The 14,354-nt window shown below is 72.6% G+C and carries 10 protein-coding genes, 1 pseudogene and 1 riboswitch; of the genes and pseudogenes, 7 read left to right on the forward strand and 4 right to left on the reverse strand.

Annotation, left to right across the window (positions count from 1 at the left end; genetic code table 11):
* Nucleotides 1-3: 3 nt before the first annotated feature.
* Both Pen02_RS41890 and Pen02_RS20405 read right to left on the reverse strand, forming a co-directional pair.
* Nucleotides 4-1,998 (reverse strand): class E sortase, encoded by a 1,995-nt coding sequence (locus Pen02_RS41890; protein WP_239141003.1) that lies wholly within the window; start codon nucleotides 1,996-1,998, stop codon nucleotides 4-6.
* Nucleotides 1,995-2,804, reverse strand: a complete 810-nt coding sequence (locus Pen02_RS20405; protein ID WP_203867764.1) for a DUF881 domain-containing protein — start codon at nucleotides 2,802-2,804, stop codon at nucleotides 1,995-1,997. The genes Pen02_RS41890 and Pen02_RS20405 overlap by 4 nt, the downstream gene beginning before the upstream one ends.
* A 226-nt stretch (nucleotides 2,805-3,030) precedes the next feature.
* Here Pen02_RS20405 and Pen02_RS20410 point away from each other — a divergent pair, with 226 nt between their 5' ends.
* The 4 genes from Pen02_RS20410 to Pen02_RS20425 all read left to right on the forward strand — a co-directional run bounded on the left by Pen02_RS20410 (nucleotide 3,031) and on the right by Pen02_RS20425 (nucleotide 7,657).
* On the forward strand, nucleotides 3,031-3,294 hold the full coding sequence (locus Pen02_RS20410; protein WP_101368904.1) for a cell division protein CrgA: 264 nt from the start codon (nucleotides 3,031-3,033) through the stop codon (nucleotides 3,292-3,294).
* A gap of 175 nt (nucleotides 3,295-3,469) precedes the next feature.
* The gene (locus Pen02_RS20415; protein ID WP_203867677.1) at nucleotides 3,470-5,629 is read left to right on the forward strand and encodes a (Fe-S)-binding protein; all 2,160 of its coding nucleotides are present in this window, start codon (nucleotides 3,470-3,472) and stop codon (nucleotides 5,627-5,629) included.
* 151 nt (nucleotides 5,630-5,780) lie between these two features.
* Nucleotides 5,781-7,022: a sensor histidine kinase gene (locus Pen02_RS20420; protein ID WP_239141005.1), complete on the forward strand. Its 1,242-nt coding sequence runs from the start codon at nucleotides 5,781-5,783 to the stop codon at nucleotides 7,020-7,022.
* Nucleotides 7,013-7,657 carry a response regulator gene (locus Pen02_RS20425; protein WP_203867678.1) on the forward strand — a complete coding sequence of 215 codons (645 nt, stop codon included), beginning with the start codon at nucleotides 7,013-7,015 and terminating at the stop codon, nucleotides 7,655-7,657. Before Pen02_RS20420 ends, Pen02_RS20425 begins: the two co-directional genes overlap by 10 nt.
* Before the next feature lie 9 nt (nucleotides 7,658-7,666).
* Here the strand turns inward: Pen02_RS20425 and Pen02_RS20430 are convergent.
* A pseudogene (locus tag Pen02_RS20430) lies at nucleotides 7,667-8,405 on the reverse strand (DedA family protein); the annotation flags it as partial.
* Between the two features lie 204 nt (nucleotides 8,406-8,609).
* Between Pen02_RS20430 and Pen02_RS20435 the strand changes: the two are divergent.
* The 3 genes from Pen02_RS20435 to Pen02_RS20445 all read left to right on the forward strand — a co-directional run bounded on the left by Pen02_RS20435 (nucleotide 8,610) and on the right by Pen02_RS20445 (nucleotide 11,876).
* Nucleotides 8,610-9,338 carry a hypothetical protein gene (locus tag Pen02_RS20435; protein WP_203867775.1) on the forward strand — a complete coding sequence of 243 codons (729 nt, stop codon included), beginning with the start codon at nucleotides 8,610-8,612 and terminating at the stop codon, nucleotides 9,336-9,338.
* Nucleotides 9,339-9,498: 160 nt separating this feature from the next.
* Entirely contained in the window at nucleotides 9,499-10,836 is a 1,338-nt protein-coding gene (locus Pen02_RS20440) for a hemolysin family protein (protein WP_203867680.1), read from the forward strand.
* Nucleotides 10,833-11,876 (forward strand): hemolysin family protein, encoded by a 1,044-nt coding sequence (locus Pen02_RS20445; protein WP_203867681.1) that lies wholly within the window; start codon nucleotides 10,833-10,835, stop codon nucleotides 11,874-11,876. The genes Pen02_RS20440 and Pen02_RS20445 overlap by 4 nt, the downstream gene beginning before the upstream one ends.
* A 65-nt stretch (nucleotides 11,877-11,941) precedes the next feature.
* On the opposite strand, the gene Pen02_RS20450 is transcribed toward Pen02_RS20445, so the two are convergent.
* The gene (locus Pen02_RS20450) at nucleotides 11,942-13,927 is read right to left on the reverse strand and encodes an N-acetylmuramoyl-L-alanine amidase (protein ID WP_203867682.1); all 1,986 of its coding nucleotides are present in this window, start codon (nucleotides 13,925-13,927) and stop codon (nucleotides 11,942-11,944) included.
* 277 nt (nucleotides 13,928-14,204) lie between these two features.
* Nucleotides 14,205-14,345: riboswitch (cyclic di-AMP (ydaO/yuaA leader) on the forward strand.
* The last annotated feature ends 9 nt before the right edge of the window (nucleotides 14,346-14,354 follow it).

Genomic DNA, 14,354 nt, shown 5'->3' on the forward strand with positions numbered 1-14,354 from the left:
CGGTCAGCCGTCCAACTCGGCCGGGCGGGCTGCGCCGACCGTCCTCGGCTCTGTACGGACCAGCTCGGCGTGCACGATCAACCGCTGGTAGTTGTCGAACTTGGGGTTGCAGGTGGTCAGGGTCAGCATCGCCTCGGTCGGCTTCTTGCCGGGCTTGCCGGGGACCGGGGCGACCACCTCGACCTGGGACGGCTTGACGATCCGGGTCTGCGAGACGTGGTAGACGTACCAGGCTTCCTTCGCCTCGACCACGATCGCGTCGCCGTCGTCGAGCTCGTCCAGCCGCCAGAAGGTGGCCCGGTTACGGTGGCCGGCGACCGAGAAGTTGCCGACCTGGCCCGGCAGCGCGCTGGTCGGGTAGTGGCCGGGGGCGTACCGGATGTCCTTCTGGGTGACCCCCTCCACCACCACCCAGTGCTTGTCCAGCTTGGGGATGTAGAGCCCGGCGATCGGCTTGCCCTGCACCGGCTTGACCGGCTTGGGGGTGGCGGTCGGGGTCGGGCCGACCGTCGGGTCGGGCTCGTCCCACTCCTGGGCCAACTGCTGGCCGAGGTCGTCCTGGTGCGCGTTGACGATCGTCGACTTGCCCCACACCTCGTACGCCGCGAAGAGCAGGATGACCAGGCCGAAGGTGATCAGCACCTCACCGGTGGCCCGGATGCCGGTCCGGATCCGGGAGCCGATCGACGGCCGGGTCAGCTCGGAGTAGACGCTCTTGTACCCCTCGCCGGTCTGCTCGGGCCGGAGCTGGACGACCCGCTCGCCGCGCCGGGGACGCTCGACTTCCGCTCCGCTGTCGTCGCCGTCGTCGCCGGCCGCCGGCCGGGGCGGGATCGCCCCGATCAGCGCGGTGGACTCGATGTCCTCCTGGCGTGCCGCGACCGGGGCACGGAGCTGTGGCAGTGCCGTGGTGGCGTCGGCGCCGGCGGAACGGTTCGGCGGCGGGGGGATCGGCGCGGTGGTCTCCGAGTCCGGTGACGCCACCTTCGGGATGAGCGCGGTCGGGCTGTCGACGCGGCCCGTCCCGTTCGCCTGGCCGATCCCGTTCGCCTGGCCCGTCCCGCCGGCCTGGCCGGTTCCATTGGTCTGGCCGATTCCGTTGGACTGACGGGCCGCACCGGCGAGCCGGTCCGGGGTACCGCCGGTCCGTTCGGGGGTGGCACCGACATGGCCGGTCGTGCCGCCGGGATGGTCGGGCGTGGGACCGAAGCGGCCGGGGGTAGCGCCGGAGGGTGCGGAGGCACCGCCGGCCGCCGACGGTGCCCACGGGTTCGGGCCGGGCGGCGGCGGGGTGGCCGGCGCGGACGCCTCGCGGCCGGCGCCCTGGGGCGGCTCCCACCGGCCCCGGCCGGCGTCCGGCGTCGGCTCCCAGGCGCCTGGCCGGACCGCCGGCTCCCAGCGCTCCGGGCGGGTGTTCGGTCCCGGCGGCCAGCGCTCGGCGTCGCCGGTCGTCTCCCGCCGGCTGGCCGGCGAGGCCGGCTCCCAGCGGTCGGCCGGCGGGGCCGGCTCCCAGCGGTCCGTCGGCGGGGCCGGCTCCCAACGGTCGGTCGGCGGGGGCGCGGTCCGGAACTCGGGCTCGACCGGCGGTGGCGGCGGGCGGAAGCCCTCGGGTTGGCGGCCGGTCCGGTGTTCGTCCGGCTGCCGGCGCTCGCCGGGACGCGGCTCGGGCGGCGCGGCGGCGGCCCGTCCGGCCGGATCGCCGCCCGGGTGCCGGCCGAGATGCCCGATGGGCAGGGCGGCGGTGTCGTCCGGCGAGGGCGCCCCGGGTGCCTGCGGCGGCCGGCCCGGCGGTGGCGCCACGACGTGGTCGACGATGATCCGCGGTCGCCGGCCGGCCGGCTCCGCTGACTCGGGTCGGGACTGACGCGGTCGCCGCTCGTCGCCCGCCGGCTCGTCGGCTTCCGGCAGACGCGGGATGTACATGGTCTGGTCGTCGCCGTCGGGCGCGCGGTGCCGACCGTTGCGGCCGGGGTGCGGATCGCCGGACACCGGGCTCACCCGGGAACCTTGGCCGACCGGAGTCCGCCGGGACCGTCGTACGCGGGGACCGTCACGTTGGGCTCCACTGCCTCGTGGTATCCGAGGTGGTAGTGGGTGACCGCGTCCTTGAACAACCGGACCCCCTCGGACGCGGCGAGTGCTCGCTGTAGTGCGGCGGGATCGCCGATGGCGGTGATTCGGAACGGTGGTGAGTAGACCTGGCCGTGCAGCAGCAGGGTGTTCCCCACGCAGCGTACCGCGCTGGTGGAGAGGACGCGGACACCCATGATTGTCATTGCCTCGGCGCCGCCGGCCCAGAGCGCGTTGACGACCGCCTGTACGTCTCCCTGGTGTACCACCAGATCGTCGTTGCTCGCGTCGGCCGGCTGCTTGCCGTCGCCCTGCTGTGGTGCGTCGTCCAGTTCGACGGTGAGCCCGGTGCCGGTCAGCGCGGTGAAGCCGGCGCCCTGCCGGCTGCCCGCGGCCCGGTCCCGCTGGGCCGCCACCCGGCCGTCGGAACCGCCGAGCGCCTCGGTCTGGCTCTCCACCTCGTCGCGGAGTGCGGCGGCCCGCTCCTGGCCCGACGCCACCTGGTCACGGCGGTCCTCGATGAGTTGGGCGAGTTCCGGGCGACGGTCCTCGCGCAGCGAGGTGCCGCCGGCGGTGGTGGCCGTGGTGGTGAAGAGCAGTCCGGCGGCGAGGGCGATCAGGGGTACCCCCACCGACCAGCCGGGGCGGCGCTGGCCCGACCGCCGGGGCAGCAGCCCCACGGCCGCGCGCCGGAGCACCTTCCGCCAGGAAGCGACGCCGGAGGTGTACTCCATCGCGGGCTTCCCCCTCCCGATCATGCCGATCTGGTAATTATGTCCTAATCGCGGGAATTACCGAGAGGATCCGGGCGTTCAACTGTCCGTACCTACGTGCCCGGGTCCGTGGCCTGAACCGGTTCTCGCGACTACGCTAGCTTTCGAACATTATTGGCCATGGACCGTCGCCCTTGCGTCCGGTTGTCAGGCCGGACGAGGATCACCACCCCCTCAGGAGAGCGCCGTGCCCAAGTCTCAGGTACGTAAGAAGAAGGTGTACACCCCGCCGACGGACGTCCGTCCCACCTCCACCGCGGCGACCCGTAAGCCTAGCCCGGTCTGGCTACCGGCCACGGCGGTCGGGTTGATCGTCTTCGGTATCGGCTGGCTGGTGGTCTTCTACCTGTCCGACATGGAATACCCCGTCGCCACCTGGCGCTACTGGAACCTCGCGATCGGCTTCGGCGCGATGGTCGGTTCGCTGGGCCTGCTTTCCCGCTGGCGCTGACCGCCGACTTCCCCACCCGCTCCGGCAGCCGGGGCGGGTGACCGGCGTTGCGAGGATAGTCACGTTACCAACGAGTAACCTCGCCGCGTAGGCTGCGTACATCGTCGCCGCCGGCCGATGGACGGCCGGCCCGGCGGCGGATGGGGTCAGCAGCAGGACGGGGAGGCCAACAGGCATGGGCAGCGTCCAGATCGTCACCACGATCCTCGCCGCCGCCATCACCGCGGTCGCGGTGTGGCTGGCGACGCGCGCGGTGCTGCGGATGACCGCGGTGATCCGGGTCGGCCAGCCCGACCCGACGCGGTTCACCGACCGTGGCCTCCGGGCCCGGACCATGCTGGTCGAGACGCTCGGCCACACCAGGATGCTGCGCTGGAGCGTGGTCGGCGCCGCGCACTGGTTCGTGATGGTCGCCTTCCTCGTCCTTTCGCTGCTGGTGCTGGAGGCGTACTTCGAGGTGGTCACCCCGACCGGCGGGCTGCCGCTGATCGGGCACTGGGTCGGCTACGGCCTGGTCACCGAACTGATCGGGATCCTCGGGGTGGTCGGGATCCTGGTACTGATCGGCATCCGGCTGGCGAACCGGCCGAACAACCCGGCCCGCCGGTCCCGGTTCACCGGTTCGACCATGTGGCAGGGCTACTTCGTCGAGGCGGTGGTGCTGGCCGTACTGGTCTGCGGGTTCCTGATCCGCGGCTTCAAGGTCGCCACGGACCACTTCGAGTTCCCGGCCTGGGCCACCCCGGTCAGCCACGCCGTCGGCGCGCTGCTGCCGGCCTGGGACGCCGGGACCAGCGTCACCGCCCTGGTGAAGATCGCCATCTCGATGACCTGGGTCATCGTCATCTCGCTGAACGTGACCATGGGCGTCGCCTGGCACCGGTTCGCCGCCTTCCCGAACATCTTCTTCAAGCGTGAGCCCGGCCGGCCCGGCTCCGGGCTCGGCGCGCTGCGCCCGATGACCAGCGACGGCAAGCCGCTCGACTTCGAGGAGGCCGACCCCGAGAAGGACCAGTTCGGGGTGGCCCAGGTCGAGCAGTTCACCTGGAAGGGCCTGCTCGACTTCACCACCTGCACCGAGTGCGGGCGGTGCCAGTCGCAGTGCCCGGCCTGGAACACCGGCAAGCCGCTCTCCCCGAAGCTGCTGGTGCTGTCGCTGCGCGACCACGCGTACGCGAAGGCGCCGTACCTGCTGGCCGGTGGGGGCAAGGACCTGACCGGCGAGGAGAAGGCGACCGAGGCCCAGTTGGCGCACGTCGACGTGCTGGCGCTGGCCGAGGCGAACCGGCCGCTGATCGGCGGTGCCGAGGAACTCGGCGTGATCGACCCGGACGTGCTCTGGTCCTGCACCACCTGTGGCGCCTGCGTCGAGCAGTGCCCGGTCGACATCGAGCACGTCGACCACATCGTCGACATGCGGCGCTACCAGGTGCTGATCGAGTCGAGCTTCCCCTCCGAGGCCGGCGTGATGCTGCGCAACCTGGAGAACAAGGGCAATCCGTGGGGCGCACCGCCGAACACCCGGGAGGACTGGACCAAGGGTCTCGACTTCGAGGTACCCCGGGTCGGCGAGGTCGAGGACTTCGAATACCTCTTCTGGGTCGGCTGCGCCGGGGCGTTCGAGGACCGGGCCAAGAAGACCACCCGGGCGGTGGCCACCCTGCTGCACGAGGCCGGCGTGAACTTCGCCATCCTCGGCGAGGGCGAGACCTGCACCGGCGACCCGGCCCGGCGGATCGGCAACGAGTTCGTCTTCCAGATGCTCGCCCAGCAGAACGTGGAGACCCTGAACGAGGCGTTCGGCGACCGCGAGCCGGCCAAACGCAAGATCGTCGCCACCTGCCCGCACTGCTTCAACACCCTCGGTAACGAGTACGGCGAACTCGGCGGCCAATTCGAGGTCGTACACCACACCCAGTTGCTGGCCCACCTGGTCGCCGAGGGCCGGCTCACCCCGGTCCAGCCGGTCGACGGCGGGCTGACGTACCACGACCCGTGCTACCTCGGCCGACACAACCGGGTCTTCACCCCGCCGCGCGAGGTACTCGGCGCGGCGGCGACCGGCGGGATCACCGAGATGCCGCGCAACCAGGAGCGTTCCTTCTGCTGCGGCGCCGGCGGCGCCCGGATGTGGATGGAGGAGCGGATCGGCAAGCGGATCAACGTCGACCGGGTCGAGGAGGCGATGTCGACCGGGGCGGGAACCATTGCGGTCGGCTGCCCGTTCTGCTCGACCATGCTGAACGACGGGGTCAACGGCAAGGAGGCCGGCGACCAGGTCGAGGTGGTCGACGTCGCCACCGTACTGCTCCGCTCGGTCAAACCGGGTAGCTGACGTACCGGCCGGCCCAGCCGACTGCCGCCAGCCGGAAGACCTTTCGGCCCAGCCGGCTGCTGCTGGCCGGAAGGCCTCCCGCGTCGGGCGCCCAGTTGCGGATTTCCGCCGCTCGCGGGGTGTGGAAAGCCGCAACGGTAGCCTTCGACACGTGCCGCAGCAGGGGATCAGGACGACGGACGCGCTGCCGGGCGGATCGGACGACTCCGCCGGCCGGCTGGCGTGGTGGGACCGTCCCGCCGGCCGTTCCCCCAGGCGGTCGTTCCGCGCCGGCCTGCGACTCGCCGTCGGGGTACTGCTCGGCGCCGTTACCGCGACCGTCGGCCTGGGCTACCTCGTCGGCGCACTACTCGGCTACGCCGCGCTGGGCCGGTCCCCGCAGGCCCGCCGACGCCTCGGCGGGCTCGCCCGCCGGCTGGCCGAGTACGACCGGCGACGGGTGGAACGGTTCTTCGGCGACAGCCCGGCCGGCACGGTCACCGACGCCCGTGCGGTGAGCTATCTCGCCGCCCGGATGCCGGTCGGCGTACTCGGCGGGATCGTGCTGGGGATGATGTTGTACGGCGCGGTCGTGGCCTGCGCGGTGGTGGTCGGTTGGCTCGTCGGGCGTCCGGTCGACGAGATCGAGGCCACCCCGCTGATCGTGGCGTACTTCGGCGTGTTCGCGCTGGTGCTGCTCTTCCTCGCCGTGCAGGGGGTGCTCGGCGTCGCGGCGCTGGACCGCCGACTGGCCCGGCGGTTCCTCGGGCCGAGCGGGCGGGAGGTGCTGGAACGCCGGATCACCGAGCTGGCGACCAGCCGGGCCGGGGTGGTGGCGGCGGTCGACGCCGAACGGCGGCGGATCGAACGGGACCTGCACGACGGCGTACAGCAGCGGTTGGTGGCGCTGGGCATGCTGGTCGGCCGGGCCCGCCGGACCACGGACCCGACCAAGGCGGCGGACCTGCTGCGCCAGGCGCACGAGGAGTCCGGCCGGGTCCTCGGCGACCTCCGCGAGGTGGCCTGGCGGGTCTATCCGACCGCGCTGGACAACCTCGGGCTGGCCGACGCGCTGGCCCGGGTCGCCGAGCACGCCGGACTGCCGGTCCAGGTCGACTACCGGCTCGCCGAGCGGCCGGCCCGGCCGGTCGAGACGGCCGCGTACTTCGTGATCTCCGAGGCGGTGACGAACGCCGCCAAGCACGCCCGGGCCGGCCGGGTCGACGTCGAGGTGGTGCTCCGGGGCGGGCGACTGGTCGTGACGGTCGTCGACGACGGCGTCGGCGGTGCCGACCCGGCCGGCGGTGGCCTCTCCGGACTCGCCCGCCGGGTCGCCGCCCTGGACGGCTGCCTCCGGGTGCGGAGCCCGGCCGGCGGCCCCACCACCGTCGTCGCGGAGCTACCGTGCGGGTGATGCTGGCCGAGGACTCGACCCTGCTCCGGGAGGGGCTGGTCCGGCTGCTCGCCGAGGAGGGGCACCGGGTCGTCGCCGCCGTCGGCGACGCGTCCGCCCTGGTCACGGCCGTCACGGCCGATCCGCCGGACGCGGTGGTGGTCGACGTACGGATGCCGCCTACGCACACCGACGAGGGGCTGCGCGCCGCGCTGGAGATCCGCCGCCGCTGGCCCGCCGTCGGGGTCCTGGTGCTGTCCCAGTACGTCGAGAAGCGTTACGCCGTCGAGCTGCTGACCAGCCAGAGCGGCGGTGTCGGGTACCTGCTCAAGGACCGGGTGGCCCAGGTCGGCGAGTTCCTCGACGCGTTGTCCCGGGTGGCCGACGGCGGCGCCGCCTTCGACCCCGAGGTGGTACGCCAACTGCTGGCCCGGACCAGCCACACCGACCCGCTGACCCGGCTGACCGTACGGGAGCGGGCGGTGCTCGACCACATGGCGCAGGGGCACACCAACGCCACCATCGCCGGGCACCTGCACGTCTCGCAGAGCGCGGTGGAGAAGCATGTGAACGCCATCTTCGACAAGCTCGACCTGGCGCACGTCACCGGGTACAGCCGGCGGGTGCTCGCCGTGCTCCGCTATCTGGGCGGCTGACCGGCGTACCCGATCCGGGGGTTGTCGCGGACCTCCGGCCGGACGCGGCGGGGCCCGGCGCTCGGGCCCCGCCGGCCGGTCACATCCGGTGCCGGCTGGGCGGCCGGTTCCGGCGGGTCAGCCGGGCGATCACGAACCAGCCGACCGCGAGCACGACCAGCACGATCACCACCTTCTGGAAGACACTGGCGTACTCCTCGACCACGTGCCAGTTCTCGCCGAGCAGGTAGCCGGCGAGTACGAAGACGGTGTTCCAGATCAGGCTGCCCAGCGCGGTGCAGAGCAGGAAGGTGCCCAGTCGCATCCGTTCGATGCCGGCCGGGATGGAGATCAGACTGCGGAAGATCGGGACCATCCGGCCGAGGAAGACCGTCTTCACCCCGTGCCGGACGAACCACGCCTCGGTACGGTCCACGTCGGCGAGCTTGACCAGCGGCAGCCGGGCGACGATCGCCCGGGTACGCTCCCGGCCGAGCAGCGCGCCGACGTAGTAGAGCGCCAGCGCGCCGACCACCGAACCGAGGGTGGTCCAGAAGATCGCCGACCAGAGACTCATCTCGCCCCGGCTGGCGGCGAAGCCGGCGAGCGGCAGGATGATCTCGCTGGGCAGCGGTGGGAAGAGATTCTCCAGGGCCACCGCCAGTCCCGCTCCGGGGGCGCCGAGCGTGTCCATCAAATCGGTCGCCCATTCGGCGATCCCGGACAGGGGGGTCGGTTCGGCGGCGAGCGGATCCGTAGCATCGATCATGAATATGAACGTTAGCCGTCGGCTCCTGTCCGATCCCTGTGGAGCGGCGCCCGGTCGACTGCCGGGCACCACAGTCACGGACTGCGGTGAACCACACACGGCGTTCGTTCGTATTTGTCGATGTCGGGCCGCCGTCGGCGGTCCGCGACTGGCCGATTGGGGGACCGGCGACGGCCCCCGGAACCGCGAGGAGGCGGGCGCCGCGTGGCGGAGAGCGCACCACACCCGATGGGGGCGGAGTCGAGCGGACGGCACCGGAAGGCCGCGCCGGTCGACCGGCGGGACCGGTCGGGGCGACGGCTACGGCTGATCTCCGCGGTAGGGCTCGGGGTCGGGCTGCTGCTGCTCGCCATCCCGTTCGGGGCGGACACGGTCCGGACCCTGGTCCTGGGGGGCGATTCCGAGCCACAGGTCGGGGTACCGGCGGCGGCCAACCCGCCGGAGGCGCCACCGGTGTCGACGCCGGACGCCGGGCCGACGCCGGACCAGGCCGTGCCGACGGGTACGCCCGGACCGACCGCGACGCCGAGCCCGAGCCCGACCTCGCCGTCCACCGGTGCTCCGACGCCCACCCCGTCGGCCCCGGCGACGCCGTCGCGGCCACCCCTGGAGGGCGCGGCGGTGCCGACCCCTCCCGCGACCACCAGCCCGGCTCCGCCGGCCGCCCCGCCGCCGCCTCCGCAGCCGGTGTTACTCGGCCCGGACGGCCGGGGCGAGCTGACCGACATGATCGAGGAGTACTGCGACGACCACGTCGGCCTGGCGAGCTGGGCGGACACCCGCAGCGACGGCGGCTGGGAGTGCGACCGGCTGCTGCTCTCGTCCCGTAGCGTTGACATGGACCGGGCCTGCCGGGACACCTTCGGCGACGACGCCTTTGCCCAGAACCCGGCGGGCCGGGACGCCTTCGGCTGGCGCTGCTTCCGACGCTGACCTGGCTGCGGCGCCCGTGGCCGCGCACACGTGCCCAGGTCACCCTGGACACCGGGCGGTCGTCGGCCGGCCGGGCCGGTACTGTGCTCGATAATCGCGGGCGGGACGCAACCACGGTCGAGGTGAACGGATCATCGACGCCCTACTCCTCACCACCCTGTTGCCGCTGCTCGGCTTCGTCCTGCTGACCGGGGGCAACGCGTTCTTCGTCGCGGCCGAGTTCGCGCTGGTCACCGTCGACCGGGCAGAACTCGACCGGCGGATCACCGGCGGCGACCGGCGGGCCGGTACGGTCCGCAAGGCGCTGCGCGAACTCTCCTTCCAACTTTCCGGCGCGCAGCTCGGCATCACCATCACCGCCCTGCTCACCGGCTATCTCGCCGAGCCGGCCCTGGCGAAGCTCTTCGCCCCGGTGCTCCGCCCGGTCGCCGGGGACGCCACCGGGCGGGTCACCCCGCTGCTGGCGCTGGCCCTGGCCACACTCCTCTCGATGCTCTTCGGCGAGCTGGTGCCGAAGAACGCCGCGCTGGCCCGGCCGATGCCGGTCGCGCTGGCCACCGCCGCGCCGATGCGTACCTTCTCCCGGGTCTTCGGCTGGCTGATCCGGGCGCTGAACAACTCGGCGAACTGGCTGGTCCGGCGACTCGGCGTCGAACCGCAGGAGGAGTTGGCCAGTGCCCGGTCACCGGAGGAACTCGGCCTGCTCGCGGCGATCTCGGCGCGGGCCGGTGCACTGCCCCGGGAGACCGCGATGCTGCTGCAACGGACGATCCGGTTCGGCGACAAGCGGGCCGCCGAGGCGATGACGCCCCGGGTCGACGTGGTGGCGTTGCGGGCCACCGCCTCCGTCGCCGAACTGCTGGCGCTGGCCCAGCAGACCGGCCGGACCCGGTTCCCGGTCTACGAGGAGACCGTCGACCTGGTCACCGGAGTGGCCGGCGTCGTCGACGCGCTGGGCGTACCGCCGAACCGGCGGGACTTCACGACGGTGGCGGCGGTGGCCCGGGAACCGGTGTACGTGCCGGAGAGCCTGGACCTGGACGGCGTACTCGCGGCGTTGCGGGCGGCCGGCGCCGACCTGGCGATCGTGGTCGACGAGTACGGCGGCACCGACGGGGTGGTGACCGTCGAGGACCTGGTGGAGGAGCTGGTCGGGGAGATCGCCGACGAGTTCGACCCGATCGTCGACGGGTCCGACGGATCCACTTCGGAGGACGTCGAGGAGAGCAGCCCGGTCGAGTTGACCGTGCCGGGCGGGGAACGCACCGTGCTGCTCGACGGCGTGCTCCGCGCCGACGAGCTGGTCGAACAGGCCGGCTTCCGGCTGCCCGAGGGCCCGTACGAGACGTTGGCCGGGTTCCTGCTGGCCCGGCTCGGCCACATCCCGGTGGCCGGCGAGACCGTCGAGGAACAGGGCTTCGAGTTCACCGTGATCGAGGTGGTCCGGCACCGGATCGAGCAGGTCCGGGTGGTCCGGCCGGAGGAGGTCGGCGGGTGAACCTGCTGATCACCCTGGGGCTGCTGCTCGGCAACGCCTTCTTCGTGGGCAGCGAGTTCGCGCTGATCGCGTCCCGGCGTACGGTGCTGGAGCCGCTGGCGGCCGGGTCGCAGCGGGCCCGCTGGGCGCTGTCGGCGATGAACCAGATCCCGCTGATGATCGCGGGCGCCCAGCTCGGCATCACCATCTGCTCGCTCGGCCTCGGCGCGATCGCCGAGCCGGCCCTGGCGCACCTGCTGGAGGAGCCCTTCCACGACCTGGGACTGCCGGACCGGGCGGTGCACCCGGTCGCCTTCGTGATCGCGCTCGGCGTGGTGGTCTTCCTGCACACGGTGATCGGCGAGATGGTCCCGAAGAACATCACCCTGGCCGGCCCGGAGCCGTCCGCGCTCTGGCTCGGGCCGGCGATGCTGGCCTTCTGCGTGGCGACCAAGCCGCTGCTGCTGGCGATGAAGTGGGCGTCGGCCCGGATCCTCGGGCTGTGGCGGATCGAGGCCGCCGACGCGGTGAAGACGGTCTTCACCGCCGAGGAGTTGGCCGGTCTGGTCTCGCAGGCGCGTACCGAGGGGTTGCTCGGCTCCGAGGAGCACGCCCGGATCACCGGCGCGCTGGCGCTGAACCGGCGTACCGCCGGAGACGCGCTGCGGCCCTGGGCCACCGTCACCACCGTGGCCGAGGACGTCTCTCCGGCCTCGCTGGAGGTGCTGGCGACCCGTACCGGCCGGTCCCGGTTCCCGGTGGTGCAGCGGTCCACCCGCCGGGTGCTCGGCTTCGTGCACGTCAAGGACGTCCTCGGATATTCCGGGGCGGCCCGGCGGGCGCCGGTGCCGGCCGAACTGCTCCGGCCGCTGGCCGTGGTGCCGCCGGACCGCAGCCTCGCCGACCTGCTGCTGTCGATGCGCCGGGAGCGCCGGCACATGGTGCTGGTCAGCGACGGGCGGGTGCCGATGGGCGTGGTCACCCTGGACGACGTGCTCACCGCCGTCGTCGGGGCGGCCACCGACCCCACCGGCACCGGCCCGCAACCCGCGCCGGCCTGACCTCTCCCGGACCGGCCGCTGCCGCTGTTGCTCCCGTCGCCGTCAGCTCGGCGAGGCGCCGCCCGCTATCGCGGTGCGCCGATCGGCGACGGGAGCAGGAGTACGTCGTCGGCGTTCACGAACATGATCCGGTGGCCGAACTGGATCTGGACGTACCGCAGGTCGCCCCGGATCACCGTCCAGTCCCCGGGTGAGGTGCCGGCGAAGGTGGTGGCCCGGTAGTACTCGCTGGGCAGCACGTTGCCGACGGCGTACCGCTGGCCGGCGGCGAGGGTGTACTGCAACGGCGTGACCGCCTGCACCGGTACGCCGGCCGGGTAGGCGTCCGCCTCCGGGTACGCCCTGCCGTACACCGGGATCGTCGCCCGGCCCGGCTTCGGCGTCGCGACCAGCCCGACCGTCCACTTCGCCGTGGGGTTGCCCCTCGGGTTGTGGAACCACGCCTTCTGCCCGAGATACCAGATCGCGGTCCAGTCGCCCTGCCGACCGGCGAGCGCGTACGTCTGCCCGGCCGACGCCCGCGCCCCGTGGTCGGAGATGTGCATCGTGTTCGGGGTACCGTCCGGGCGCAGTGCGATGTCGTTGACCAGCGGCGCGTCGGCGGCCGGTGCGCTGCGCAGGATCACCGAGGAGGAGCCGCGCGCCGGGCAGGGCACCCCGGCGGTCTCGCAGCCGGTGAAGGCCGGTCGGTTGGTGACGAAATCCGGGGCGATGGTGACCAGTCCGGCGGCCGGCAGGCCGATCCCCCGGAACGGTGCCCTGAGCAGGTCGAAGTAGTGCGACCAGTTCCAGTACGGCCCCGGGTCCCAGTGCATGCCGCGCACGTTCGCCGGCAGGATGCCGGGGACGTTGTCGTGCCCGATGATGTGGTTGCGGTCGAGCGGGATGTCGTACCGGTCGGCGAGGTAGCGGACCAGCTTGGCCGAGGTCCGGTACATCGCCTCGGTGTACCAGGTGCCCTGGGCGGCGAAGCCCTCGTGTTCGAGGCCGATCGCCTTGGCGTTGACGTACCAGTTGCCGGCGTGCCAGGCGACGTCCTTGCCCCTGACGTGCTGCGCGATGTGCCCGTCCGCCGAGCGGAGCGTGTACTGCCAGCTCACGTAGGTCGGGTCCTGCACCAGCCGCAGCGTGGTGTCGTAGCTGCCCTCGGTGTCGTGGATGACGATGTACTCGATCTTCTGCCGGCCGGGTCGGTCGGAGAGGTCGTGGTTGCCGTAGTCGCCGTCCCCGAACGCCTGGTAGGGCGCCGGAATCCACTCGCAGGAGATGTCGCGCGGGCACTCCAGCCCGTCCGGGCGGGGCTTGCCGGGCAGGCCGAGCCGGTCCAGCCAGGAGCGCTGCGGGGCGATTCCGGGATGACCGGCGAGGGCGATCCGGTGGCCGTCGTCGGTGGTCCGGGCGGCGCCTTCGGCGATGGTCCGGTACACCTCGTCGGCGAAGGCCGCGGCGGCGTCGGCGCGGTCGCTGCCGGCGTACCGGGCCACCGCGCCGTACCAGGTCGCCGGGTCGCTGGCCCGGCCCGTCGGCCCGGCCAACTCCTGCTGGTACGAAGCGAGCAGCGCCGCACCGCCCCGGATGTTCGCGGCCGGCTCGGCGCGGAGCACCCGCTCGTCGATCCCGGTCAGCGTGGCGGCGGCGTCGAGGGTCTGCCCGCCCGGCTGCGGGTCGGCGGTCCGCTCGACCGCTGGTCCGTCAGGAGTGGTCGGGCGGGCGGGGCGGGCCGGGTCACCGCGCCGGTCCTCGCCGTGCTCGGGGTGCTCGGACGGCTCGGCGGCCAGCCCGGCGACGTCGGTGAGGTGCATCGGGCCGTACCCGCCGCTGGTGCTCGGCGTGCCGGTGTTCGTGTCCCAGCGAGATTCCAGATAGGAGACGCCGAGCAGCACGCTGTCGGGTACGCCGAACTCGGCGGCTGCGGCGGCGTACTCGGATTGCCGGTCCTGCGGGCTGGGGACGGCGGCCGGCGCGGGACCGGCCGGCAGCAGCGCGGCGGCGCCGACCACGGCGGTACCGAGCGCGATTCGCCTGCTCAGCGGCGTTCTTGTGGGAAGCATCGAACCTCCATCAGCCGGGGGTGGGCTTGAAGATCACCCTCCACCCGGGACCCTCGATGGTCAATACCTGACGGCGAAGCTCGTCACTATGTAGAAATCTTTCACCAATACCGAGCGTGTCCAAAGGCTTCCGTGCGGGGTTCGAATGGCTCCCACAATCAGCGACCGGCTCGACACGTAACGAATCGACTCAGATCACGGGTTGCGTTTGGATAACACCCTTCTCTAGTGTTGGGGACCGTCGAGCCGACGGCAGGCCGCCTAGCCGGGCGGCGACGTCTCGACACCGCCGAATCGTCACACAGAGCGAACCGGGAACCCGAGCACCATGGGGTGAATCCGCGCTTCATGCGGTAGGGCGACAATCTTCCCGCCCGAACCCGTCAGCTAACCCGGTAGGCGGGCTACGGAAGAAGGAGTACGGACC

The sequence above is a fragment of the Plantactinospora endophytica genome (assembly GCF_016862915.1).
Lineage (GTDB): Bacteria > Actinomycetota > Actinomycetes > Mycobacteriales > Micromonosporaceae > Plantactinospora > Plantactinospora endophytica.